Raw genomic sequence first — 24804 nt, 5'->3', positions numbered from 1 at the left:
GCTGAGGTGAGGAGACACCGTGGAAGAGCAGACGTACGACGTACTCGTGATCGGCGGCGGCGCGGCCGGACTCAGCGGGGCGGTCACCCTGGCCCGCTCCCGGCGAACGGTGCTGGTGATCGACAGCGGTGACCCGCGCAACGCCCCGGCCGGCCACGTGCACAACCTCCTCGGCCGGGAGGGTGTCCCGCCGGCCGAGCTGTACAAGACCGGCCGGGCCGAGGTGGCCGAGTACGGCGGTGAGTTCCTCGACGGCACCGCCGAGCGGGCCGAGCGGGACGGCGACGGGTTCCTGGTCACCCTGGCCGGCGGCGCCCGGGTGCGCGGGCGGCGGCTGCTGGTCACCACCGGCCTGACCGACGAGCTGCCGGACATCCCGGGGCTGGCCGCGCGGTGGGGGCGGGACGTGGCGCACTGCCCGTACTGCCACGGCTACGAGCTGCGCGACAGGCGGATCGGGGTGCTGGTCGGCGGCCCGCTCAGCCTGCCCGGCGCGCAGCTCTGGCGCCAGCTCAGCGACGACGTGCTGTACCTGCTCAACGGCGGCCCGGCCCCGGCGCCGGAGCAGGCCGAGCAGCTCGCCGCACGCCGGATCCCGGTGGTCACCGAGCCGATCGAGGCGGTGCTGACCGCTGACGACCGGATCACCGGGGTGCGCCTGGCCGGCGGCCGGGTCATCGGGCTGGCGGCGATCGCCGTCGCGCCGCGGTTCGTGGCCCGCTCGGCCCTGCTCGCGTCGCTCGGCCTGGAGCCGGTGCCGATGGAGATGAACGGGCACGTGATGGGCCTGCGGATCCCGGCCGACGAGTCGGGTGCCACCACGGTCCCCGGCGTCTGGGTGGCCGGCAACGTCACCAACCTGGGGGCCACCGTGGCCGTCGCCGCGGCGGCCGGGCAGACCGCCGCCGCCATGATCAACATGGACCTGATCGCCGGCGAGACGCGGGCCGCCGTCGACGAGTACCGCCGGCAGCAGGAGACCATGCACGAGGCGGAGAGCTGGGAGGAGCGTTACCGGGCCCGGCCGGCGATCTGGAGCGGCGAGCCGAACTCGCAGCTGGTCGCCGAGGCCGCCGGGCTGCCGGCCGGCCGGGCCCTGGACGTCGGCTGCGGTGAGGGCGCCGACGCGGTGTGGCTGGCCGGGCGCGGCTGGCAGGTCACCGGCGTGGACATCTCCGCTGTCGCGCTGCGCCGGGCCGCCGGGCACGCCGCCGCGGCCGGGCTCGCCGACCGGATCACCCTCACCCGGGCCGACCTGCGCGCGGAGCCACCCGCCGAGCGCTCCTACGACCTGGTCTCGGCGCATTTCATGCACCTGCCCAGCGGTGCCCGCCGGGAACTGTACGCCCGGCTCGCCGCCGCCGTCGCGCCCGGCGGCACCCTGCTGATCGTCGGGCACCATCCGGACGACCTGGCCGGCAGCGTCCGGCGGATGCACTTCCCGGACATGATGTTCACCGCCGAGCAGGTCGCCGCCGATCTGGACCCGGCCGAGTGGGAGATCGTGACCGCCGAGAGACGTCCCCGCCGGGTGTCGGCGGAGGACGAACCGGAGGTCACCGTCCACGACTCGGTCCTGGTCGCCCGGCGCAAACACTGAATGATGGTGGTGTCTTTCGGACGAATCGCCAGCAAGGGATCGGTTGCCTTGCTGCAATGGGCACATGCGGCCGGATGATGCAGAAGGACAGCCCGTCCCGCCGGGTGACGACGCCCGGGCGGCTCTCGCCGCCTGGCGGGACGGGATCACCGCCCCCGGCGCCGCCGACCGGCTGATCGACCTGCCGCGCTCCGGCGCCGACCTGGTGGAGATCACCGGTCCGGACGCGGCCGCGGTCACCGGCCGGCTGCGCCGCGGCCGGGACTGGTCGTTCGCACCGGGCGCCGCCGACCGGCTGAGCACCGAGCTGCCCGCCGACACCCTGCAGACCCTGCTGCGTCACCTGCGCCGGCACGCCCACCAGGAGAGCCTGGACCGGGGCGAGGACATCCTGCACCTGGCCACCGGGCTGCTGCACTGGACCGACGCGGACGGCACCGGACACGCCAGCCCGCTGCTGCTCACCCCTGTCGAACTGGTCACCCTCGGCCCCGGCGAGGTGCCCCGGCTGCGCGCCGCCACCGGCGACCCGGTGCTCAACCCGGCACTGGCCCACCGGCTCCGCGCCCACCGCGTGGAACTCACCGAGGACGCCGACGAGCTGCGGAAACGCATCTCCGGCCGGAAGGGCTGGCGGGTCACCGAGGCCGTCGTGCTGGCTCGCTTCGACCTGGCCGCCCAGGCGATCCGGGAGGATCTGACCGAGCACGAGGACACCGTCCTGGCGCACCCGGTGGTCCGCGCGCTGGCCGCCGAGGACGGCGACTTCCTGTTCACCCCGGGCGACGCCGCGCTGCTCGACGACGACGAGACGCCGCTGCTGCTGGACGCCGACGCCGACCAGCGGGCCTGCGTCGCCGCCGCGCTGGCCGGGCACAGCTTCGTTGTCGACGGCCCGCCCGGCACCGGCAAGTCGCAGACCGTCGCCAACATGATCGGGGCGCTCGCGCACGCCGGGAAACGGGTCCTGTTCGTCTCCGAGACCGCGTCGGCGCTCGACGTGGTGCAGCACCGGCTGGCCGCCGCCGGGCTCGGCAACTACCTGCTCGACCTGCACGGGCACCGCGCCGGGCGCAAGCAGGTGGCGGCGTCGCTGGCCGCCGCCCTGGAGGCGGTGCCGCTGCCGCCGCCCGGCATGGACGAGGTGGACCGGCACACCCTGCGGGAACGGCGGGCGGCGCTCACCGCGTACGCGAAAGCCGTCAACGAGCCGCGCGAACCGCTCGGATGCAGCGTGCACGAGATCGTCGGCCGGTACGCGCGGCTTTCCGGCGTGCCGGAAAGCCCGGCGCCCGGCCTGCAACCGCTCGCCCTGACCGAGGCCGCCCTGGACCGGATCCGGGCCGCGGCCGAGCGGCTCAAGGGCGCCTGGCGGCCGGCCACCGAGCGCAGCGGCTTCCGCTGGCGCGAGGTGATGGAGCGGGAGCCGCTCGCCGGGGCGCTGGAGGAGGCGCAGCTCGCGCTGGAGGCGCTGACCGAGGCGACCGACGCCTACGCGCCCCTGGCGAACGCCTTCCACGTGCGGCTGCCCGCCGACGCCGAGGTGCTGGCCGAGCTGGTCGAGCACGCGGCGCGGCGGCCCGCCGCGGCCGCCGACTCGTGGCTGACCGCGCCCACCCTGCGCCCGGTCCGGGAGGCCGCGGAGACCCTCGCCGCGCTGGTCGACGAGGTCCGCGCGGCCGAGGAGCAGGCCCGCGCCCGGACCGGCCTGTCGCCGGCGAAACTCGCCGAGCGGACCGTTGCCGCCCTGCCGGAGCAACCCGACCTGGACCCGCCGGCGGTCGGCCTCGGGCCGCTGACCGCGGCGGCCGCCAAGGCGCTGGCCGGTCGGTTCGCCGCGGACGCCGACGAGCTCGAACACCAGCAGCGCAACCTGGACCGGATCACCGGGCGGCTCGGCCTGCCCGAGGTGGTCAGCTTCTCCGACGTCGAGCTGGTCACCGTGATCGCCGAGCTGGGCAACCGGGCGGACAAGCCGGAACCGGCCTGGTTCGGGCCGGGCGCGCAGGCCAACGTGCACGCCGCGGCCGGCCAGCTGCGGAGGCACGTGGAGGCGGTCGCGGCGGCCCGGGCACCGGCTCGGGAGTACTTCACCGAGGCGGTGCTGCACGAGCCGGTCGAGGACCTCGCCGAACGGTTCGCCACCGTGCACCGGGGGGTGCGCAAGCTGCTCGCCGCGCACCGCTGGGACAAGGAGACGGTGGCGGCGCTCACCGCGCCCGGGGTCAGCGCCGACGAGGCCATCCCGCACCTGCCGCTGGCCGTCGCGTGGCGGCGGGCCAACGAGGGGCTGATCGCCGCCGAACGGCAGCACGCGGCCCTGCTCGGGCGGTACTGGAAGCGCCTCGACACCGACTTCCCGGCGATCGGCCGGGGCCTCGACACGGTCGCCGAGGTGCTGCGGGTGACGCCGCCCGAGGCGCTGCCCGGGATCAGCGAGTACGTCTGCAACCGCGGCGGCGACACCGAGCTGATGCGGGCGGTCACCGAGGCGCGCGACGTCTTCCGGCACTGGCGCGCCACGCTGCAGGCGGAACCGGAGGCGGCGGCCCGCCCCGAGCTGGGGCACGGGACGATAGCGGCGGCGGTCGGGTGGCTGCGGGCGCAGGTCGAGCCGCTGCGGGCGGTCGCCGAGGCGGTCGGGCAGCTCAGCGAGGTGGCCGGGCGGGAGCTGGACTTCGCGGCGGCCACCGAGATCGCCGCCGTCCGGGAGCGGGTGCTGGCCGCGGCCCGGGCGCTCGCGGAGGCCGAGCCCGGACTACACGCCCTGCTCGGGCCGGACCGGCGTGCTCTGGACCAGGCCCTGGACTGGGCGGCGCACGCGCGGACCCTGCGCAGCGGGGCCGACGCCGCGCTGACCGGGGAGCAGGCCGCCGCGTTGCGCGCCACGGCGAACCCGGACCTGGCCACGCTGATCGGCATGTGGCAGGAGGCCCGGCAGCGGATCATCGACGCCTTCGGGCCGGCCCGGCAGGTGCGGCTCGGCACCGCCCTCGACCGCTACGAGACCGCCCGTGACCTGCTGCGCGACCTGCGCGACGACGACACCGGGCAGGCCGAGTGGTTCGCCTACCTGGCGGCTCGCGAGGTACTCGCCGAGCACGGCCTGGACGCCGCCGTCGACCACTGCGCCGACCGGAACCTGGAGGTCGGCAAGCTGACCCAGGTGATCGAGCGGACCGTCTACCGGGCGTGGGCCGACGCTGTGATCGCGGCCGACGAACGCCTGGAGCCGCTCGCCGCCGTGGAACGCAACGAGCTGGTCGAGGAGTTCCGCCGGCTCGACGCCGACCTGGTGCAGGACGCGGCCGGCACGATCATCGAGGCGGTCAACGCGCGGCGCCCGGCGGTCACCGCCGACGGCGCGCCGGCGCTGATCCGGGCCGAGGGGCTCAAGCAGGACGGGCATCTGCCGGTGCGGGAGCTGCTCGGGCGTACCTGGGAGACCGCCGCCGCGCTCAAGCCCTGCTTCGCCATGCCGCCCGCCGCGGTCAGCCGCTACCTGCCGGCCGAGCAGCGGTTCGACGTGGTGATCATCGACGAGGCGTCCCGGGTCACCCCGGCCGCCGCGGTGGCCTGCGCCTACCGCGGCCGGTCGCTGATCGTCGTCGGCGACGACTGCCAGCTGCCCCCGGCCGGTGGCCAGCCGTCCGTGCTGGTGGTCGCGAACGACTGCGCCGCCTTCACCCGGCTCGCCCTGACCGGCCACTACCGCAGCCGGCACGAGTCGCTGATCGGGTTCGCCAACCACACGTTCTACCAGGATCGCCTGGTCACCTTCCCGAGCGCGCACCCGGCGGGGCCGGACCTCGGCCTGGAACTGCTGCCGGCCGTCGACGCGCCGGTGGAGGCGGCGCTGGTGGCCGAGCGGGTCGCGCACCACTTCACCACCCGGCCGACGCTGTCGCTCGGGGTGGTCACGCTGACCGCCGGGCAGGCGGACGCGGTCGCCGACGCGGTGGAGACGGTCCTCGGCGCCCGGCCCGACCTGGAACGGTTCCTCGCCGACGACCCGCTGACCGGGTTCTTCGTGAAGTCGGCGGACGCGGTGCAGGGCGACGAACGGGACGTGATCATCCTGTCCACCGGGCCCGATCTCGCCGCGGCGGGCGGGCCGACCGGGGCGCGGCGGCTCGACGTGGCGATCACGCGGGCCCGGCAGCGGCTCGAGGTGGTGACGGCCATTCCGGAGTCGCGGCGGGAGGAGCCGGCCGACGAGGGGGAGCGGCGGCTGGCGGCGTACCTGAACGGTCTCGCCGCCGAGCACGGCGAACCGGACCTGTCGCCGCTGGCGGACGCGGTCGCGGCCACCGTCGAGAGCTGGGGGTTCGCCGTCACACGCCGGGTCGGTACCGGCCGGTGCCGGGTCGAGATCGGGGTACGCCACGCCGCCCTCGACGCCTACGCCCTGGGTGTCCAGTGCGACGGTCCGGCGTACGCCGAGATGCCCGTCAGCCGCGACCGGGACCGGCTGCGTGAACAGGTCCTGCACACGCTCGGCTGGCACCTGCACCGGGTCTGGTCGGTCGCCTGGTTCCACAACCGGCCGGAGGAGGAGGCCCGGCTGCGGGCCGCCATCGAGAACGCCCTGGCCGTCCCGGACGTCTTCGCCGAACCGGAGCTGGAGCTGGTCACCCGGCCCGCCCAGCGTCCCGAGTGGGCGCTGCCCTACCAGCACGCCGAGCTGGAGCCGCTGCCGCCGGCCGCCCGGATCAACGACGCGGTGGCCGGGGAGCTGCTGGTTCGTACCGTCGAGCGGATCGCCGAGGTGGAGGGGCCGGTGCACATCGCCGTGCTGATCCGCCGGATCCGCGAGGCGTGGGGGATCAGCCGGGTCACCCAGCCGATCCGGCAGGCCATCGAGGCGGCGCTGGCGCAGTCCCGGGCCGGTTTCGACGGCACGTTCGTCACCGCGCCCGACGCGCCGATCCCGGCGGTCCGGGTGCCCGGCGACGGCGTCGCCCGCAAGCCGGAACAGGTCGCCGAGTCCGAACTGCAGCTGGCCCTGGAATACCTGGTGCTGGACGCGGGCCTGGTGGAGAGCGACGACCTGCTCGCGGCCGCGGCCCGGCTCTTCGGCTGGACCTCGAACAAGGCCGGCACCGCCCGGTTGGCCGCGATGCTCGACGATCTGGTGGCCGGCGAGCGCCTGATCGCCCACCGCAACGGCCTGATCGCCGCCCCGGAGAACGATCTCCTCGATCTCCCGGACCCGGCCACCCTGCCGCATCGTGAGGACGCCGCCCCGGCCGTCCTGGACACCTCCGAGGCGACGACCGCCCGGTGACCGCCGGGTCCGCTGTCGCTGCCGGCCGTCGCTTCCCGGTACGGCGACCGCGGTCCACCGCCGGGTCCGCTGTCGCTGCCGGCCGTCGCTTCCCGGTACGGCGATCAGCGACCCGGCGGCCGCCGCGGAACCGGCTCGAACCGTCCCCCCGGCCAGCGCTGTCCATGATCTAGCGGTCCGCGCGGCGACCCCGCACCAGGGCCCCGGCGAGCAGCGCCACCGGGCGGTCGTCGTCGCCGGTCAGCTCGCGCAGCACGGCGAGGGCGACGGTGCCCGGCAGCTCGGCGAGTGCCTGGGTCAGCCGTAACCGGGCGGCGGGCCGGGTGCCGGGCGCGGCGAGCGCCGCGGACAGGGCGCCGAGGATCCGCCCGGTGTGGGCCGGGTCCTCGGCGATCGCGCCGAGCAGCTCGGCGGCGTCGACGTCGTTCGGGCCGTCCACCACCATGCGGAGCAGGGTCGGCACGGCGGCCGGGACGCGCCGGGCGCCCAGCGCGAGCGCCGCCTGCCGGCGGATCGCCGGCTCCGGATCGCCGAGGGCGCCGGTGAGCAGCGCGGTCGCCTCGTCGCCGGGCAGTGCGGCGAGCGCCACGACCGCGCGCCGCCGGACGTCGGCGTCGGCGGCGGTGACGCCGGCGGCCAGCCCGGCCACGCCGTCGGTGCCGGCCCGGGCCAGCGCCCAGCGCAGGGCGCCGGCCACGTTCGGATCGGCTTCGGCGAGCACCGCCCGGGCCAGCAGCTCGGCCGGGACCGGCGCGTGCTCGGCGGGGGCCAGGATCGCCTGCTGCCGGCGGGCGGCGTCCGGCGAGCCGAGCCCGTGCAGCAGGTCGACCATCCGCGCGACGTCCTGCCAGCCGGCGGGCTCGGCGGCGTCGACGGCGCGCAGCCGGTCGAGGAGCTCGTGCTCGCGGGCGAGCCGTTCCTCGGACTCGCGGATCAGGTCGCGAACCAGCGTGGCCGGGGTGAAACCGGGATCGTCGAGCGTGCGGGCGATCTGGCGCAGCGACAGTCCCAGCGACCGCAGCCCTTCCACGTGGAAGATCCGCCGGACGTCCTCCGGGGTGTACTCCCGGTAGCCGCCGGTGGTGCGACCGGTCGGCCGGACCAGCCCGAGAGCGTCGTAGTGCCGGAGCATCCGCGCGCTCACCCCCGACCGCCGCGCCACCTCGCCGATCAGCAAGCCGTCGTCTCCTTCCGTTCCGGGCCCAGCGCCACGACCCGGGTCGCCTCGTGAACTGCCAGGTCGAAACCGGCGTCCGGGTCGCGCAGCAACCGTTCGGTGGCGCTCGCGTGGGCGCGCACCACCGGGTCGTGGTGAGCCGCCGCCGCCCGCAGGACCGGCTCGGCGGCCTCGCCGAGGGCGACGAGTGAGCGGCTCAGGCTCAACCGCACCTCCCGGTCACCACGGCCGAACTCGGCCGCCAGCTCGCCGGCCAGCGCCGCCCGCTCCTCGTCCGGGACCAGTGCCACGGCGGCGCGCCACGCGGTCCGGGCCACCGTGTCGTCCGGGTCGTGCAGCAGGGCGCGGGTGATCGCCGGCCACGCGCTCCGGTCGCCGATCTTGGACAGGGTGTGCAACGCCTGGCTGCGTCCCTGAACGCTCCCGGACAGCAGCTCGGCCCGCAGCCGCGGCACGGTGCTCGCCGGTGGCAGCCGGGTCAGCGCCCAGGTGAGCATGTCGCGCACGAAGAAGTCGGGTTCGACGGCGCACCGTGCGATCAGCGCCTCGGCCGTGCCCGCCTCGGGCCGGGTGCCGGCCGCCAGGGCCGCCGTCAGCCGCGCCGACGAGTCTCCCGCGGCCAGCCGGATCTCCAGGTTCATGGGAACCACCTCCGACCCCAAGTCAAGACGTTGTCACAGTGACAAGGTCAAGCCTGGACCCGGCCACCCGCCCGCGCCACGCCGATCGCGAGGCCCGCGGTGACCACGGAGCACGCCATCGCGTGACCCCACAGCACCAGGACCGCCCGGACTCCGAAACACAGCTAGTCGGTGGTGCCGAAGTCGTCGCCGAGCAGGGCACGGAGGCGGGCCAGCGCTCGTGCGTCGCGCATCTTCACCGCTGACGCCGAGACGTCGAGGATCATGGCGACGGTGTCGATGCTGTAGTCCTCGGCGTGCCGCAGCACCAGCACCGCCTGGTCCTCGACGCTCAGCCGGGCCAGCGCCTCGACCAGCGCGAGGCGTAGCTCCGGTGTGGTGCTCGCCCGGTCGGCGTGGTCCGGCAGCTCGGCCAGCACCACCTCGGAGGCGCTGCGCCGCTTGCTCTGGTCGAAGACCAGGTTCATCAGGACCCGGCGGCTGTACGCCTCCAGGTTCGTGCCGGCGCGGATCCGGGGCCAGACGGCGTACATCTTGGCGAAGGCCTGCTGGGTGAGATCCTGGGCGAGGTGCCAGTCCCGGCACATCAGGTACGCGCTGCGGCGCAGCCGGGTGCCGGCGGACTCGACGAACGCGGTGAACTCGGCGTCCCGGGCCGCCTTGGCGCGGCGGCGGCCCGCACCCCAGCCGGTCGGCTTTCCCCGGTCCGCGTCCTCGGCGGGGCGGGAAGGTGTCGCGGTCTCGGTCACAGGATCCCTCCGAGCGGGGCGCTCGCCGGGCAGACCCGGCCGACGACGGTCCCCACACCCGGCTTCGCCGCGTACTCCTGGCGGAAGGCGCTGAATCGGGCCGGATCGCGCAGCCGCAGGCGGAACGCCTCGGGCACCGAGTCCCGGTCGACGGCGCCGACGAAGTCCGGGCTGTCCTGGTAGTGCTCCGCGAATCTCGCGTAGGCCTCCTCGCGGCTCTCGAAGAGCCACGAAGCGATCCGCTCGTCGTCGTGCAGCGCCTGGCCGATCGCCGACCGCTGCCGTGCTGTCGCGCCGGGGAGAAAGATGACCACGTCGGTGGCGTCGGTGGCCACCGGCTCCGGCGAGCACTCCGGCGCCGGCAGCCGCATCCCGGCGGTGACCATCGCCGGTCGCCCGGCCGGCGGTGCCGCGCTCTCCGTCAGGTCGACGGCGCCCACGGCGACGACCAGCGCCACCACGGCGGCGGCCGAGCCGGCGACGGCCAGCCGTCGCCGGTGCCGGATCCGGCCACCGTGGAGCATGGCCACCTGCGCCATCTCGCCCGGGTCGGCGCCGGGATCGGCGCTCACCGCCAGGTCGAACCGCCGCCGCAAATCCGGTTCCACAACCGCTCTCCTCACGTCCGTACCGGTCTCTGCCCGGTAAGACCGGCTGGACCGGCGTTCAGGTCACACCCCCCGAGGCCGCCGGCGCAAGATCGCGGCGGGGCGGGCTGGTGGCGGGCGGCCGGTGGCGACCCGCGGAACAGCGGCGATCGCGCCGGGGCGGGACCTCCGGGACTGCCGTGAGCGGCCGCGGGCCGCTGGACGCGGCACGGTCCGGGGCGGCCGCGGTCCGGCGCACTGACCAGCCACGAGGTGACAAGTCGTACAAAATCTGGTTTCTCGCACGAGCTGATCAATAAAAACCTCCGGGGGTTGTGAGGGGGATTACGCAGTCGTAGGGTTACCGGCGAGTTAAGTTGGCGCGCTCGAAGGGCCCTGCTGTGGAGTTCTGGCTCGATCTCAATGAGGAACAATCGGACCTGCGCGACTGGGTCCACGGCTTCGCGGAGCAGGTCATCCGGCCGGCCGCCGCGGAGTGGGACGAGCGGGAGGAGACGCCCTGGCCGGTCCTGCAGGAGGCTGCCAAGATCGGGCTGTACGGCTTCGAGTTCCTGATCAACACGTGGTCGGACAACACCGGGCTGTCGCTGCCGATCGCCAACGAGGAGCTGTTCTGGGGCGACGGCGGGATCGGGATGGCGATCTCCGGCACCTCGCTCGCGGTCGCCGCGATCTACGGGTCGGGCACGCCGGAGCAGCTGGTCGAGTGGGTGCCGCAGTGTTTCGGTGACGCCGACGAGCCGAAGGTGGCGGCGTTCTGCTCGACCGAGCCGGAGGCCGGGTCGGACGTCGCCTCGATGAAGACCCGGGCGGTCTACCACGAGGCCACCGACGAGTGGGTGCTCACCGGGCAGAAGGCCTACGCCACCAACGGCGGCATCGCCAACGTGCACGTGGTCACGGCCAGCGTGGACCCGTCGCTCGGCTCGCGCGGGCAGGCCGCGTTCGTCGTCCCGCCCGGCACCGCCGGTCTGGTCGGCACCAAGAAGCTGAAGAAGCTGGGCCTGCGCGCCTCGCACACCGCCGACGTCTTCCTCGACGAGGTCCGGCTGCCGGGCAGCTGCCTGCTCGGCGGCAAGGAGGCTCTGGACGAGCGCCTGGCCAAGGCCCGGTCCGGCGCCAGGCGCAGCGGACAGGCCGCCATGCGTACGTTCGAGCTGTCCCGCCCCGCGGTCGGCGCCCAGGCGCTCGGCATCGCCCGCGCCGCCTACGAGTACGCCCTGGAGTACGCCAAGAACCGCGTCGCCTTCGGCCGGCCGATCATCGAGAACCAGGCGATCGCGTTCGCCCTGGCGGACATGAAGATGGAGATCGACGCCGCCCGGCTGCTGGTCTGGCGGGCCGCCTGGATGGGCCGCAACGACAAGCCGTTCACCGCGGGCGAGGGCTCGATGTCCAAGCTGAAGGCCGGCGAGGTGGCCGTCGCGGTCACCGAGAAGGCGGTGCAGATCCTCGGCGGCGCCGGTTACCTGCGCGAGCACCCGGTGGAGCGGATGTTCCGGGACGCCAAGATCTACACCATCTTCGAGGGCACCTCGGAGATCCAGCGCCTGGTCATCTCGCGCGCGATCTCCGGAATGCAGATCCGCTGACATGGACGCGCTCTTCGTCGGTGGCACCATGCTGCGGCGCGGGCTGCTGCACCCGGGCAACCCGGTCCGGGTGGTGCGGCAGTTCGCGGCGCTGGGCCGGTGGGGTTTCGGCCTGGCCGGCGAGCTGCGGCAGGCCGCGGCCCGCAGTCCGCACCGGATCGCGGTCATCGACGATCAGCGCAGCCTGTCCTACGCGCAGCTGCTCGACCGCGCCGAGCGGCTGGCCCGCGGCCTGCCCGTGGGTCCGGGCGACCGGGTCGGCCTGCTGTGCCGCAACTCGGCGCGGATGATCGAGGCGCTGATCGGTGTGACGACGCTGGGCGCCGACCCGGTTCTGATCAATACCGGCCTGTCGCCGAACCAGTTGGCCACCGTCGCCAAGGACCAGAGCCTGCGGGCGTTGATCTTCGACGACGAGTTCGCGCCGAAGGTGGCCCTCGTCCAGGGCGTCGAGAAGGTCGCCGAGGAGCGGTTCGAGGAGCTGATCGCCGGCGCGGCAGTCGGCCCGATCCGGCCGCCCGAGCGTCCCGGGCGCACCATCGTGCTCACCTCCGGGACCACCGGCGTGCCGAAAGGCGCCCAGCGCCCGACCCCCGGTGGCTTCCGGCCGCTCTGCTCGGTGATCGACCGGATCCCGCTGCGCGCCGGCGACCGCGTGATGATCGCCGCGCCGCTCTTCCACACCTGGGGCTACGCCGGCCTGCAGATCGCCCTCGCGCTGCGCGCCACCATCGTGCTGCGCCGCAAGTTCGAACCGGCGGCGATCCTCGACGACCTGGTCGCGCACGCGTGCACCGGCATGATCGCGGTGCCCGTGATGATCCAGCAGCTGATGGAGCTGCCGCCGGCGTCGCGCCGGCCCGCGCTGCGGGTGGTCGCGGTCAGCGGCTCGGCCCTGCCCGGCGGGCTGGCCACCCGGTTCATGGATCGCTACGGCGACGTGCTCTACAACCTCTACGGCTCCACCGAGGCGTCCTGGGCGTCCATCGCCACCCCCGCCGACCTCCGGGCCGACCCCCGGACCGCCGGCCGGCCCCCGTACGGTACGAAGGTCGCCGTGCTAGGCGACGACGGCGAACCGGTGGCGCCGGGCGAGGTGGGGCGGCTCTTCGTCGGCAACGAGATGCTCTTCGAGGGGTACACGAACGGCGCGAACCGGACCATGCACGAGGGCCTGCTGGCCACCGGCGACCTCGGGCACGTGGACGCCGACGGCCGGGTCTACGTGGACGGCCGCGAGGACGACATGATCGTCTCCGGCGGCGAGAACGTCTACCCGGCCGAGGTGGAGGGCGTCCTGGCCGACCTGCCACAGGTTCGGGAGGTGGCGGTGATCGGGGTGCCGGACGACGAGTACGGGCAGCGGCTCGCGGCGTACCTGGTCCTGCGCGAGGGCGAGACGCTCGCCCCGGAGGCGGTCCGCGAGCACGTCCGGCACCACCGGGCCCGGTTCAGCGTGCCCCGCGACGTGATCTTCCTGGACGAGCTGCCGCGCAACGCCACCGGCAAGGTGGTCGCCCGGGAGCTGCCCCGCTAGGGCCCGCTAGGGGTGCAGGGTCGTGCTGTTCAGCAACAGCACGGCCAGGACCACCAGGTCGGCGACGCCGAGCAGGACGGCGAGACGGGCCAGCGGGCGGCCCCACCGGCCGGGTGTGCCGCGGCGCAGCGCGGCCACCCCGAGACCGATCGCCAAGCCACCGAAGAACAGGCTGAACAGGAACAGGCCGGCCGCGCCGAAGGCCACCGCCGCTCCGGTACGCCCGTCGACCGGTGCCACGGCGAGTTCGTCCCGCGGTGCCACGGTGGTCACCAGGGCCCGCCGGCGGCGCCGCAGCACCACGTGCCCGTGCGTCACCACCAGTGAGGCCGCGCCGGCCAGCACGCCGAGCGCCAGGCAGAGCCAGGGGTGGCCGGTCAGGGTCACCGGGCCGGCCAGCAGCACCCACATGAGAAGACCCGCGGCGACGAGCATCCGATCATCTCCTTCGATCTGAGGTGTGCGCCTCCTTACCCCGGGTATCCGGCCGACATGCCCACTTATGACCAAGTCGCGATCGTCACCGGCTCCGACTCCGGCATCGGCGAGGCCACCGCCGTCGCCCTCGCCAGGGCCGGATTCGACGTCGGGGTGACGTTCCGGTCCGACGAGGCCGGTGCCGCGGAGACCGCGCGCAAGGTTCGCGACGCCGGCCGCAACTGCGAGGTACGCCACCTCGACCTGACCCGCCTCCCCGAGGCCGCCGACGTGATCGACGAGCTGGCCACGTTGCTCGGCGGCCTCGGCGTGCTGGTCAACTGTGCCGGCACCGGCATCGCCACCCCGGTGGTCGACACCGGCTGGGACGACTGGCGGCAGGTGCTCGCCGTCGACCTCGACGGCCCGTTCCTCTGCGCGCAGCGCGCCGCCCGGCGGATGCTCGCCGCCGGCCGGGGTGGCCGGATCATCAACGTGACGAGCGTCCACGAACACGCGCCGCGGGTCGGCTCCGGCGCGTACTGCGCGGCCAAGGGCGGCCTCGGCCTGCTCACCAAGGTGATGGCGCAGGAGCTGGCGGCCGCCGGGATCACCGTGAACGCGGTCGCGCCGGGTGAGATCGCCACCGCGATGACCGGGAACGAGGACGTCGACCCGCACACCGTCGAGCGCCCCGGGATCCCGGCCGGGCGGCCCGGCGACGCCAACGAGGTGGCGGCGGTGATCGCGATGCTGGCGTCACCGGAGGCGGCGTACGTCACCGGCGCGTCCTGGGTGGTCGACGGCGGCATGCTGCTGATGGGCCCGCAGGCCGGTTCCCACCTCACGTCGGACGAGTGGCGCGACGGTTAGGCCGTGTTTCGCGGCCGTTGCCAGCCACACTCTGAGCCTCGCCTCGCACTCGGCCGGACTCCGAAACACGGCCTAAGCCACGCAGAACTCGTTGCCGGCCGGGTCCCGCAGGACGACCCATTGGTGGCCGTACTCGTCGTGCTCGGCGAGGTAGCCGGCGCCGAGGTCGAGCAGCCGCTTCACCTCGGCGTCCCGGTCGTCCGCGGACAGGTCGAGGTGACAGCGGTTCTTGGCCGACTTCGGCTCGGCGACCTTGAGGAACATCAGGGTCGGGCCGGGGTCGCCGGCGCCGATCGTGGCGAAGTACTCGTTGGCCCCGTCGTCGACCGGGCGGTCGAGGACCCGCGACCAGAAGTCCGCCAGGGCCGCGCCGTCCGCGCAGTCGAAGGTGATGTTGGCAAGTGTGAGCATCTCAGTTCTCCAGGGGTCGGACGGGCCAGCAGATCTCGGTGCGGAAGTCGTCCTCGGGCACGCCGTCGCCCGGTCCGGCCAGGTAGTACTCCCGGACCCGGCCGGCGATGCCGAAGCCGGCGCCGGCCAGCCAGGTGCCGAGCGCCCGGTAACCGGCGGTCATGCTCCGGTACGGCCCGACGAACTCGGCGACCGCGAACCGGCCACCGGCCAGCACCTCGTCGCCGTCGACGGCCGGCACGAACGCGGTGACCGGCGCGGGGTCGTCGGAGAACTCCGCGGGGAACAGCGCGCCCGGCGGACCGGACGCCACGGTGACCAGGGCGCGCAGCTTGCCGTACGCCTCGTGCAGGAACGGCGCGAAGTCGTCGGCCCGCAGCTCGGCGGTGAGCGTGACGGCGCGGGTGGCCGGCAGCGTGCGCTCGGTGACCGCGAGCGGGGTGGCCGCGGCCGGTTCGGCCAGGAACTCGTCGGTCACGTCCAGGATGTGCGCCAGCCGCTGCTGCTGGGCGACGATCCGCTCCCGGTGCGCGGCCAGCACCCGGCGGGTCACCGCCGGATCCCGGGCGGCGAGCACCGCCCGGATCTCGGCCAGCGGCACGTCGAGCGACCGCAGCTGCTTGATCAGCGTGGCGTCACCGAGCTGGGTGGCCCGATAACCGCGATAGCCGGTTCGCGGGTCCACCACCGCCGGTTCCAGCAGCCCGGACTCGTGGTAGGCGCGCAGGGTGTTGGCCGAGAGCAGCGTCGCCCGGGAGAACGCGCTGATCGGCAGGAGGTCGGTCACGGACCAAGCCTCGTCCTTCACCCGGGGTGAAAGTCAACAGACCCCGCCCCGTCGCGGTCGGCGAAGACACCGCCTGGACCCGGGCCGCGGTCGCCGGTCAGGCGGCGGGCAGGGTGACGGACAGGACCCGGTTTTCGGTACGGAAACCCGCGCTCTCGTACAGCCGGCGAGCCGGATTGCCGTCCACCACCGACAACGCGAGCGCGGGCAGTCCGGCCTCGCGCGTGCCGTGCAGCGCGTGCAGGAGCAGGTCCCGGCCGAACCCGCGGCCCTGGGCGTGCGGGCCGACCGACAGGTTCAGCACCCAGGCGCAGGGGTAGTCCGTCCACGGCACCGGGCCGGCGCACAGGATGTGGCCGGCGCTGCGCCCGGCCGGGTCGGCCAGCCGCGCCGACGCCGGGACCAGCGGCGGGACCGGCTCCCCGGTGGCGAACATCCCGCCGATGTAGGCGCGGTCCGCCTCGGTGAACCGGCCGTCCGGGTGGTCCGGCCCGTACGCCGCGGCCATCGCCCCGGCCAGGTCCTCGTCCCAGCCGGGCTCGGCCAGCGACCAGCCGTCCGGCAGGTCGCGCGGCGCGGGCAGGCCGCTCAGGTCGTGGATCATCTCGGTGGCCGCGCGCCGCGGTTCCAGTCCGGTCGCCACGAACGCCGCCAGCAGGGCGTCGTCGGGTGTCTCCAGGCGCATGCCGGCGAAGTCCCGCCGGGCCTGGGCGGCCACCCGGCTCGCCGGGATCCCGGGCAGCGGCCGGACCCGGGCCGCGACGCGTTCGCCGTCGTCGTCCTTGAGGCGCAGGGCGGCGAGCGGGGTTCCGTCGTCGCCGTACAGCAGGAAACTGGCGGGATCGGGATGAACTGGCACCCGGCGACGATAGCCGCCCGGCCGCCGGCTTGCCCGCGCCGGGCAGGATGGCCCGGTGATCGGATCCCGGATCCTCCGTCGTGCCGTCCCGCTCGCCGCCGTCGTTGTCCTCGCCGGCTGCGCCCGTCCCATCGCCACCGCGGACGGCGTCGCACCCTGGGTACCGACGCCGTCCGCGGTGCCGTCGCCATCCCACCCGCGCCCGTCGCCGTCCCGCCCGGAGCCGTCGGCCGGGTCCTCCTGCTCGCCGGAGGGGATCCGCCTGGAGCCGGGCGGGGGAGACGCCGCGGCGGGCTTGCGGGTGCTCGGCGTCACGCTGGTCAACTGCGGCACGGAGACCTACCGCCTGAACGGCTACCCGGCCGTGCGGGTGCTCGACGAGGACCGGAAGGCGCTCGACATCCGGACTCTCGACGGGGTGACCGAGATCGTCGGGCCGAACACGCCGTGGGACGGACCGCCGAAACCGGTGACCCTGCGGCCCGGCCAGCGCGCCGGCTTCACGGTGGCCTGGCGCAACACCTACGACGACATCCGGCAGCCACCGGCGAACGGCAGGTTCCTCCGGATCGAGCCGCTGGCCGGCCGCCCGGCCCGGATCGTCGAGCCGGAGTCCGTCATCGACCTGGGCAGCACCGGCCGCCTGGCGGTCAGCCCGTGGCAGCCCGAGCCGGTCAGCACCGCCTCGCCGCGCTGACCGGCGCGGATGCGCCGCTCGTCCGTCAGGCGCCCGCGGCATGGAAGAGCGCTGATACGGTGTCGCGCATGCCGAACACCCCGAACCCAGCCCACGAAGCCGGCGACTCCGCGGCTCGGCTGCCGTCCTCGGCCTCGACGCGCATCCTGTTGCTCGGCCTCGCCTTCCTGGCCGCCAGCGTCTTCCTTCTCTACACGCTCGTCCTGGAGGAGGACTACCTCGGCCCGAAGGTGGAGTTGCTGACCGACAGCGCCGCCCCCATCGGCGTCCCCGCGCTCATTGGCCTGGCCCTTGTCGCGATCGCCGTCAGACGCTCTCGGAAGCGGTGACCCGCTGACCTGACGACCCGCCGGCGAGCGCGGCCAGCATCGCCACGGCGACCCCTGACGCGCTGGCCGGGTTCTGCCCGGTGACCAGCCGGCCGTCGGTGATGACCCAGGGCTGGAAGTCGGGCGCCGCGGTGTGCCGGGCACCCCGTTCGGTCAGCCGGGTCTGCAACGCGAACGGCACCACCTCGGTGAGCCCGACCGCGGCCTCCTCACTGTTGGTGAACGCCGCGACGGCCCGCCCGTCGACCAGCCGGCTGCCGTCCGAGAGCACCACGTCGACCAGGGCGGCCGGCCCGTGGCACACCGCGCCCACCACGCCACCCCGCTCGTAGATGCCGCGGGTCAGCGCGGCCAGCGGCGCCGACGCGGGGAAGTCCCACATGGTGCCGTGCCCGCCGGCGAAGAACACCGCGTCGTACTCGGCGGGGTCCACCTCGTCGGCCCGGGCCGTGCCGGCGAATCGGTCGAGGAACTCCGCCTGCACCGGATCGGTGCGGTCCTCGCCGTCCCGGGGCGGTTCGCCGCCCCGTGGGGACACCAGGTCGACCACGTAGCCGGCGTCGGTGAACACCTTCCACGGGTGGGCGGCCTCGGAGACGTAGTAGCCGGTGGCCCGGCCGGTCGAGCCGAGCGAGCCGTGGCTGGTCAGCGCCAGGAGAATCTTTCCAGTGGGCACGGGACTGTCCTTTCGATCGCGCCACCGTCGTGCCGGTGGCGTCGTCGTCGAGTCTCATCGTCCGCCGACCCATCACACAAATAAGGATTCTTGGGTCGTGCCATCATCAAATCTATGGCACCTTCGCTCGACCTGTTGCGGACCTTCCTGGCGGTGCACCGGGAAGGGTCGCTGACCCGGGCCGCGCAGCGGCTGTCGTTGTCCCAGCCGGCGGTCACCGCGCAACTGCGGGCGCTCGAGGAGGCGCTCGGCCGGCCGCTGTTCACCCGGCTGCCGCGCGGCGTCGCCCCGACCGCCGCCGCTGAGCTGCTCGCCCGGCGGATCGCCGAGCCGCTCGACCAGCTCAGCGGCCTGCTCGACGCCGGCCTCGACCGGCCCGCGTCGCTGGCCGGCGTGGTTCACCTGGGCGGCCCCACCGAGTTCCTCACCGCGCGGGTCCTGCCCGCGCTGGCCGGGCTCGTCGAGCGCGGCGTCGAGCTGCGGGTGCTGCTCGGCGTCGCCGACGACCTGCTGCGAGCCCTGCTGGCCGGGGCGGTGGACCTCACCGTGCACAGCACCCGGCCCCGGCAGCGCGGGCTGCGGGTCCAGCCGTTGTACGACGAGGAGTTCGTCCTGGTCGCCGCGGAGCCGTGGGCGCGCCGGGTGACCGCCGCGACCGACCCGGCCGAGGAGCTGGCCCGGATTCCGCAGATCGCGTACGCCGAGGACCTGCCGATCATCCGGCGGTACTGGCGGACGGTCTTCGAGGTCCGGCCACCCCGGGACGCCGCGGTGGTGGTGCCCAACCTGCACGCCGTGCTGGCCGCGGTGCTGGCCGGCGCCGGATACAGCGTCCTGCCGAGCTACCTGTGCGCCGCCGACGTCGCGGCCGGCCGGCTGACCGTGCTGCACCACCCGCCGATGGCGCCGTTGAACACGCTCTATCTGGTCAGCCGGGCCGGTGCGCCGCCGTCAGCGGCCGTCACCGCCGTCCAGGAGCGACTGCTGGCCGTCCTGAAAGAGGACGCTGCCGGTCAGGTGGGGTCGCTTCGCGTGGACCGCGAACTCCCAGCCGGCGGCGGCCGGGGACGAGGTGAAGCGGACCGTTGACGGCAGCAGGATCGGCTGTTTGAAGGCGACCTCGACCGCGTACGACTCCGGCAGCCGGCCCTCGAGCGCCGCCAGGCAGCGGGCCTTGGTCCACATGCCGTGGGCGATCTGGCGGGGGAAGCCGAACAGCTTCGCGCCGACCCGGGACGTGTGGATGGGGTTGCGGTCGCCGGAGACGGCCGCGTAATCGGTGCCGGTCCGGGCCGGGAGCCGCCAGACGGCGCCACCGGCCGGCGGCTCGGCGGCGGGCGGGGCGGGCGCCGCCGGGGCGGACGACGGGGAGGCGGCCTCCCGCCGGAGGTACGTGGAGACGCCGCGCCACACCTGCGCCCCGTCCACCGAGGCGGTGGCGACCACGTCGAACTGCCGTCCCCGCGGATGCTCCCGCAGGTCCACCGCGCGGACCGCCAGGTCGAGCCGGCTCCCCGCGTCGATCGGCCGGCGCACGGTGATCCGGTTCGACACGTGCACCAGGCCGATCATCGGCAGCGGGAAGTCGGCCGCCGACATCAGGCGCATGGCCAGCGGGAACGCCAGGATGTGCGGATACGTCGCGGGCAGCGTGTCGGTCAGCCGCAGCCCGCACACCCGGTCGTAGCGCGCCAGGTGCCCGCGGTCCACGGTGACCCCGCGGTGCACCAGCTCGACGTCCGGCAGGGTGTCGCCGCCGCGGCGCAGCATGCCGAGGGCGGCCTTGACGTACGCCGCGCCGGTGCCCGGCCCCTCGCTCAACTCGACGACCGCCGCCACGTCAGGCTCCCAGCAGGCTCTGGCCGCAGACCCGGACCACGTTCCCGGTGATGGTGGCCGAGCCGGGGGAGGCGAACCAGGCGATCGTCTCGGCCACGTCGATCGGCAGGCCGCCCTGCGACATGCTGTTCAGCCGGCGGCCGGCCTCGCGCAGGCCGAGCGGCATCTTGGCGGTCATCGCGGTCTCGATGAAGCCGGGCGCCACCGCGTTGATGGTGATGTCCTTCGCGGCGAGGACCGGCGCCGTCGACTGGACCAGGCCGATCACGCCGGCCTTGCTGGTGGCGTAGTTGGTCTGGCCGCGGTTGCCGGCGATCCCGGCGATCGAGGCGACCCCGACGATCCGGCCGCCCGGCTTGATCAGGCCGCGCTCCAGCAGCAGCTCGTTGACCCGCTCGGGGGCGGTCAGGTTGACCCCGATCACCGAGTCCCAGCGGCTCTCGTCCATCCGCGCGATGGTCTTGTCTCGGGTGATGCCGGCGTTGTGCACCACGATGTCGACGCCGGCGTGCGGCCCGGCCGACAGGTAGCCGGCGAGGCGTTCCGGCGCGTCCGGGGCGGTCAGGTCCAGCTGCAGGGCGCGGCCCTTCGCCCGGTTGGCCACGTCGGCCAGGGCGTCGCCGGCACCGGGCACGTCGAGGGCGATCACCTCGGCGCCGTCCCGGGCCAGGGTCGCCGCGATCGCCGCGCCGATGCCCCGGGCCGCGCCGGTGACCAGGGCGAGCTTGCCGTCGAGGGGTTTGTCCCAGTCGGCCGGGACGGTCACGCTGCCGGCACCGACCCGGATCACCTGGCCGGAGACGTAGGCGGACCGGCCGCTGAGCAGGAACCGCAGTGTCGACTCGACCGCCTGCTCACCGCCGGGCGCCACGTAGACCAGCTGGCAGGTGGTGCCGCGGCCGAACTCCTTGCCGATGCTGCGGGTCAGACCCTCGAGGCTCCGCTGCGCGGTCGCCTCCCTCGGGCCCGCGGCGGCTTCCGGTGGGGTGCCCAGCACGATGACCCGGCCACTCGCCGACAGACTTCTCGCGTACGGGTGGAAGAAGTCGAACAGGGCCCGCAGCTGCGCCGAGTCCCCGATCCCGGTGGCGTCGAAGATCAGCGCGGAGTACTTCGTCCCGGCCGCGCCGGTCTCGGTGACCGGGACCCCGGCGGTCTCCAGCAGCTTGCCGACAGGCGAGGCGAGCCGTCCACCGGGCGCCGCGCCGAGCAGCACCGGACCGGTCACCAGCGGGTCGCCCGCCCGGTAGCGTCGCAGCCGGGGCGGGTCGGGCAGCCCGAGACGCTTGACCACGGCCCGGCCCAGACCGGAGTTGGCGAAGTTCGCGTACCTGTCAGCCATGCGAGTACCCTACCGGTCAGTAGCTTGAGAGTCGTGAATGACGTCAGATTTCGATGTGTGGAGGATCGCCGTGCCGACCGTGCGCCGCGTCGCCGTCCTGGGCGGTAACCGTATCCCGTTCGCCCGGTCCAACGGCACCTATGCCGCGGCCAGCAATCAGGACATGCTCACCGCCGCGCTGGACGGGCTGATCGCCCGGTTCGGACTGGCCGGCGAGCGGCTCGGCGAGGTCGTCGCCGGCGCCGTCCTGAAGCACTCCCGGGACTTCAACCTGACCCGCGAGGTGGTGCTCGGTTCCCGGCTGGACCCGCGGACCCCGGCCTACGACATCCAGCAGGCCTGTGGCACCGGGCTGGAAGCGGCGATCCTGGTCGCCAACAAGATCGCGCTGGGCCAGATCGAGGCCGGCGTCGCCGGTGGGGTGGACACCACCTCGGACGCGCCGCTGCAGGTGAACGAGGACATGCGGCTCGCGCTGCTGGAGCTGAACCGGGCCCGGACGCTGGGCGCGCGCCTCAAGGCGGTGGCCAAGCTGCGGCCGCAGCACGCGCTGCAGCCGGAGATCCCGCGCAACGCCGAGCCGCGCACCGGCCTGTCGATGGGCGAGCACGCGGCGATCACCGCGCTGCGCTGGCAGGTCGACCGGCAGGCGCAGGACGAGCTGGCCCTCGCCTCGCACCAGCACCTCGCCGCGGCGTACGAGAAGGGCTTCTTCGACGATCTGATGACGCCCTACCTGGGCCTGACCCGCGACCAGAACGTGCGCGCCGACTCCAGTCCGGAGAAACTGGCGAAGCTCAAGCCGGTCTACGGCAAGGAGGGCGCGACGATGACGGCGGGCAACTCGACGCCGCTCACCGACGGCGCGTCGACGGTGCTGCTGGCCTCGGAGGAGTGGGCGGCCGCGCACTCGCTGCCGGTGCAGGCCTACTTCGCCGACTCGGAGGCGGCGGCGGTCGACTACGTGCACGGCGACGAGGGGCTGCTGATGGCGCCCGCCTACGCGGTGCCCCGGATGCTCGCCCGCAACGGGCTCACCCTGCAGGACTTCGACTACTACGAGATCCACGAGGCGTTCGCGTCGCAGGTGCTCGCGACGCTGGCGGCCTGGGAGTCGCCGGAGTTCTGCAAGGAGAGGCTGGGCCTGGACGCGCCGCTCGGCTCGATCGACCGGAGCAGGTTGAACGTCAACGGCTCGTCGCTGGCGGCCGGTCACCCGTTCGCCGCGACCGGCGGCCGGATCGTCGCCACGCTGGCCAAGATGCTCGCCCAGAAGGGCTCCGGCCGCGGCCTGATCTCCATCTGCGCCGCCGGCGGCCAGGGCGTCGTGGCGATCCTGGAGCGCTAACAGCGCAGCTCGCGCACCTGGTGGTAAACGGCGTCCGACTCCCTCGGCCGGCCGCCGTCCCGGGCGTCGTAGTCGCAGTCCAGGATGCCGTAGTCGCTGCCGTTCTCCCACGTGGTCACCGTGCCGGGGTGCTTCACCCCGGCACAGGTCCAGGTGAACGGCGCCCGCACCACCCGCAGGTACTCGTACGCGACGAACCGGCCGGGGCCGTCGACGGTGTTCGTGCCGTTCTCCTCCGGCCGGAACGCGGTGCCGAGGTCGGCCAGTCGCACGTCGCCGAACTTCTGCTCCTGCAGCGCCCGGTAGACGTCCGCGACCGGGACGCCGGGCTCGGCGGCGACCCCGGCGGTCCGGGTGCCGACCTGCTCCATCGGCTCGTTGACCGGGCCGCCCTTGCGGTCGGTGATCTCGACGATCGGCGTGACACCGATCAGCACCGGTGTCGTGCTGAGCTTCCCGAACGTCGTCTTGCCGTCGGCGCACACCGCCGGGGACGCGCCGCCGACCGGGGTGACCGGGGTGGCCGGGGCTGCTGTCTCCTGGCCGGAGTCGGTGCACCCGGCCAGGAGCAGCAGCGTGAGTAGTGCGGCGGGACGTCGGATCATGAGACGAGCATGAACGTCCCGGGCAACTCGGTCAGGAGGCGGTGCAGGTGGCCGTACCGGAAGGGGCGGATCCGGTGCCCTGGAAACCGAAACTGGTGCTGCCGCCGGCGGCGACGCCGCCGTTGTAGTTGACGTTGCTGAACGTCACCGCGCCGGAGGAGCCGCTCGCCGAGGCACTCCAGCTGTTGGTGATCGCGGCGCCGGACGGCAGGGTGAGCGCGACCTTCCAGCCGGACAGCGCGCTGGCACCGGCCTTGACCGTGACAGTGGTGACGAAACCGCCGGTCCACGCGTTGTTAGAGAACGTCGCGGTGCAGCCGGCGCCGCCCGGGTCCGGCGCGCTGCTGCTGGCCGACGGGCTGACGCTGACCGACGCGGACGGGCTGCTGGGCGCCGAGCCGAACGCGGAGATCACCGCGTTGTACGCGGCCTTCGGGTCGCCGCTGTTGTCGAAGAGCAGCGGGGTGTCACCGGAGCGCCAGGAGTCCGAGTCGCGGATGCCCCAGACGGTGATCCCGGCGCACTTGCTGACGCCGAGGCAGGCCTTCACCACGTTGGCGTAGGAGTTCGCCTGCGCGGTGCCGGAACCGGCGATGTCCAGCTCGGTGATCTGCACCTCGACGCCCAGGTCGGCGAAGCGCTGCAGGTTGGCCTGGTAGTCGCTGGGCAGCGGGGACGCCGAGTTGATGTGCGACTGGAAGCCGACGCAGCCGATCGGCACGCCGCGGGCCAAAAAGTCCTTGACCATGTTGTAGACGGCGGTGCTCTTCGCGTTGACGCCGTCGGTGTTGTAGTCGTTGTAGCAGAGCTTGACGTTCGGGTCGGCGGCCCGCGCGGTCCGGAACGCGACCTCGATCCAGTCGTTGCCGGTCTGCTGCAGGTTCGAGTTGCGCCGGGAGCCGTCACCGTTGTCGGAGAACGCCTCGTTCACCACGTCCCAGGCGTAGAGCTGTCCCTTGTAGTGGGTGGCGACGTTGGTGATGTGGTTGACCATCGCGTTGCGCAGCGCGGTGCCGGACAGGTTCTGCGCCCAGCTCGGCTGCTGCGAGTGCCAGGCCAGGGCGTGCCCGCGGACCCGCTGGCCGTTGGCCTTGGCGCGGGCCACGATGGTGTCCGCACTGGCGTAGTTGAACGAGTTCTGGGACGGCTCGGTGGCGTCCCACTTCATCTCGTTCTCCGGGGTGACCATGGTGAACTCGCTGTCCAGGATCCGGGTGTAGACGGAGTCGCTGAACTTGTAGGCGGCGGCCGCGGTGCCGAAGTACCTGCCCTTGGCCGAGGCCGCCGAGCCCAGTGTGGTCGCGGCGTTGGCGGCGGGGGAGAGGGTGACGAAGGCGCCGGCGGCTACGGCGCCGGCCGTCACGACGGTGAGGATGGCGTGGGTTCGTCTCATGGGGAGCTCCAGTTGGGGATCTGGAGGCATCGACAAT

Annotated in this window: 21 protein-coding genes and 1 pseudogene; 9 read left to right on the top strand and 13 right to left on the bottom strand. The window is 74.1% G+C overall.

Going from position 1 to position 24804, the window contains the following annotated elements; translation table 11 throughout:
- The first annotated feature begins 19 nt into the window (after positions 1-19).
- On the top strand, positions 20-1600 hold the full coding sequence (locus tag Actob_RS30440; RefSeq protein WP_284915290.1) for a bifunctional NAD(P)/FAD-dependent oxidoreductase/class I SAM-dependent methyltransferase: 1581 nt from the start codon (positions 20-22) through the stop codon (positions 1598-1600).
- Between the two features lie 64 nt (positions 1601-1664).
- A complete protein-coding gene (locus Actob_RS30435; protein WP_284915289.1) occupies positions 1665-6887 on the top strand; it encodes a DUF3320 domain-containing protein in 5223 nt (1740 codons plus the stop codon).
- Positions 6888-7056: 169 nt separating this feature from the next.
- Here Actob_RS30435 and Actob_RS30430 read toward each other — a convergent pair whose 3' ends face one another.
- From Actob_RS30430 to Actob_RS30415, 4 genes are all read right to left on the bottom strand, one after another.
- The gene (locus tag Actob_RS30430) at positions 7057-8064 is read right to left on the bottom strand and encodes a MerR family transcriptional regulator (protein WP_284915288.1); all 1008 of its coding nucleotides are present in this window, start codon (positions 8062-8064) and stop codon (positions 7057-7059) included.
- Positions 8058-8705, bottom strand: a complete 648-nt coding sequence (locus Actob_RS30425; protein ID WP_284915287.1) for a HEAT repeat domain-containing protein — start codon at positions 8703-8705, stop codon at positions 8058-8060. The genes Actob_RS30430 and Actob_RS30425 overlap by 7 nt, the downstream gene beginning before the upstream one ends.
- A gap of 164 nt (positions 8706-8869) precedes the next feature.
- Entirely contained in the window at positions 8870-9454 is a 585-nt protein-coding gene (locus tag Actob_RS30420; protein WP_284915286.1) for a sigma-70 family RNA polymerase sigma factor, read from the bottom strand.
- Complete coding sequence (locus tag Actob_RS30415; protein WP_284915285.1) at positions 9451-10062, bottom strand: permease-like cell division protein FtsX; 612 nt, start codon at positions 10060-10062, stop codon at positions 9451-9453. Before Actob_RS30415 ends, Actob_RS30420 begins: the two co-directional genes overlap by 4 nt.
- 380 nt (positions 10063-10442) lie before the next feature.
- Here Actob_RS30415 and Actob_RS30410 point away from each other — a divergent pair, with 380 nt between their 5' ends.
- Both Actob_RS30410 and Actob_RS30405 read left to right on the top strand, forming a co-directional pair.
- Positions 10443-11654, top strand: coding sequence for an acyl-CoA dehydrogenase family protein (locus Actob_RS30410; protein ID WP_284915284.1), 1212 nt, complete (start codon positions 10443-10445; stop codon positions 11652-11654).
- 1 nt (position 11655) lies between these two features.
- A complete protein-coding gene (locus Actob_RS30405; protein WP_284915283.1) occupies positions 11656-13191 on the top strand; it encodes an AMP-binding protein in 1536 nt (511 codons plus the stop codon).
- A 6-nt stretch (positions 13192-13197) separates the two neighbouring features.
- Here the strand turns inward: Actob_RS30405 and Actob_RS30400 are convergent, their stop codons facing one another.
- The gene (locus Actob_RS30400) at positions 13198-13626 is read right to left on the bottom strand and encodes a hypothetical protein (RefSeq protein ID WP_284915282.1); all 429 of its coding nucleotides are present in this window, start codon (positions 13624-13626) and stop codon (positions 13198-13200) included.
- Between the two features lie 57 nt (positions 13627-13683).
- Between Actob_RS30400 and Actob_RS30395 the strand changes: the two genes are divergently transcribed.
- Positions 13684-14481, top strand: a complete 798-nt coding sequence (locus tag Actob_RS30395; protein ID WP_284915281.1) for an SDR family oxidoreductase — start codon at positions 13684-13686, stop codon at positions 14479-14481.
- Positions 14482-14553: 72 nt separating this feature from the next.
- Here the strand turns inward: Actob_RS30395 and Actob_RS30390 are convergent, their stop codons facing one another.
- From Actob_RS30390 to Actob_RS30380, 3 genes are all read right to left on the bottom strand, one after another.
- The gene (locus Actob_RS30390) at positions 14554-14892 is read right to left on the bottom strand and encodes a VOC family protein (RefSeq protein ID WP_284915280.1); all 339 of its coding nucleotides are present in this window, start codon (positions 14890-14892) and stop codon (positions 14554-14556) included.
- Between the two features lies 1 nt (position 14893).
- Positions 14894-15679, bottom strand: a complete 786-nt coding sequence (locus Actob_RS30385; protein WP_284915279.1) for a MerR family transcriptional regulator — start codon at positions 15677-15679, stop codon at positions 14894-14896.
- Between the two features lie 97 nt (positions 15680-15776).
- Positions 15777-16538 carry a GNAT family N-acetyltransferase gene (locus tag Actob_RS30380; protein ID WP_284915278.1) on the bottom strand — a complete coding sequence of 254 codons (762 nt, stop codon included), beginning with the start codon at positions 16536-16538 and terminating at the stop codon, positions 15777-15779.
- 55 nt (positions 16539-16593) lie between these two features.
- On the opposite strand from Actob_RS30380, the gene Actob_RS30375 reads away from it, so the two are divergent.
- Positions 16594-17235 (top strand): DUF4232 domain-containing protein, encoded by a 642-nt coding sequence (locus tag Actob_RS30375; protein ID WP_284915277.1) that lies wholly within the window; start codon positions 16594-16596, stop codon positions 17233-17235.
- A 68-nt stretch (positions 17236-17303) separates the two neighbouring features.
- Positions 17304-17564: a hypothetical protein gene (locus Actob_RS30370; protein ID WP_284915276.1), complete on the top strand. Its 261-nt coding sequence runs from the start codon at positions 17304-17306 to the stop codon at positions 17562-17564.
- Here the strand turns inward: Actob_RS30370 and Actob_RS30365 are convergent.
- The gene (locus Actob_RS30365; RefSeq protein WP_284915275.1) at positions 17542-18240 is read right to left on the bottom strand and encodes a type 1 glutamine amidotransferase domain-containing protein; all 699 of its coding nucleotides are present in this window, start codon (positions 18238-18240) and stop codon (positions 17542-17544) included. The two genes, Actob_RS30370 and Actob_RS30365, sit on opposite strands and share 23 nt — an antisense overlap.
- A gap of 114 nt (positions 18241-18354) precedes the next feature.
- On the opposite strand from Actob_RS30365, the pseudogene Actob_RS30360 reads away from it, so the two are divergent.
- A pseudogene (locus tag Actob_RS30360) lies at positions 18355-19173 on the top strand (LysR family transcriptional regulator); the annotation flags it as partial.
- Between the two features lie 18 nt (positions 19174-19191).
- On the opposite strand, the gene Actob_RS30355 reads toward Actob_RS30360, so the two are convergent.
- Complete coding sequence (locus tag Actob_RS30355; RefSeq protein WP_284915274.1) at positions 19192-20079, bottom strand: MaoC family dehydratase; 888 nt, start codon at positions 20077-20079, stop codon at positions 19192-19194.
- Position 20080: 1 nt separating this feature from the next.
- Positions 20081-21421 (bottom strand): 3-oxoacyl-ACP reductase, encoded by a 1341-nt coding sequence (locus Actob_RS30350; protein WP_284915273.1) that lies wholly within the window; start codon positions 21419-21421, stop codon positions 20081-20083.
- A 70-nt stretch (positions 21422-21491) separates the two neighbouring features.
- Between Actob_RS30350 and Actob_RS30345 the strand changes: the two genes are divergently transcribed.
- Positions 21492-22769, top strand: coding sequence for an acetyl-CoA C-acetyltransferase (locus Actob_RS30345; protein WP_284915272.1), 1278 nt, complete (start codon positions 21492-21494; stop codon positions 22767-22769).
- Here Actob_RS30345 and Actob_RS30340 read toward each other — a convergent pair.
- Positions 22766-23374, bottom strand: a complete 609-nt coding sequence (locus Actob_RS30340; RefSeq protein WP_284915271.1) for a hypothetical protein — start codon at positions 23372-23374, stop codon at positions 22766-22768. The two genes, Actob_RS30345 and Actob_RS30340, sit on opposite strands and share 4 nt — an antisense overlap.
- 31 nt (positions 23375-23405) lie before the next feature.
- Positions 23406-24767: an endo-1,4-beta-xylanase gene (locus Actob_RS30335; RefSeq protein ID WP_284915270.1), complete on the bottom strand. Its 1362-nt coding sequence runs from the start codon at positions 24765-24767 to the stop codon at positions 23406-23408.
- Positions 24768-24804 lie beyond the last annotated feature (37 nt).

Source organism: Actinoplanes oblitus (genome assembly GCF_030252345.1).
GTDB classification, from domain to species: Bacteria; Actinomycetota; Actinomycetes; order Mycobacteriales; family Micromonosporaceae; genus Actinoplanes; species Actinoplanes oblitus.
This window is presented reverse-complemented; position numbering and strand designations above follow the sequence as displayed.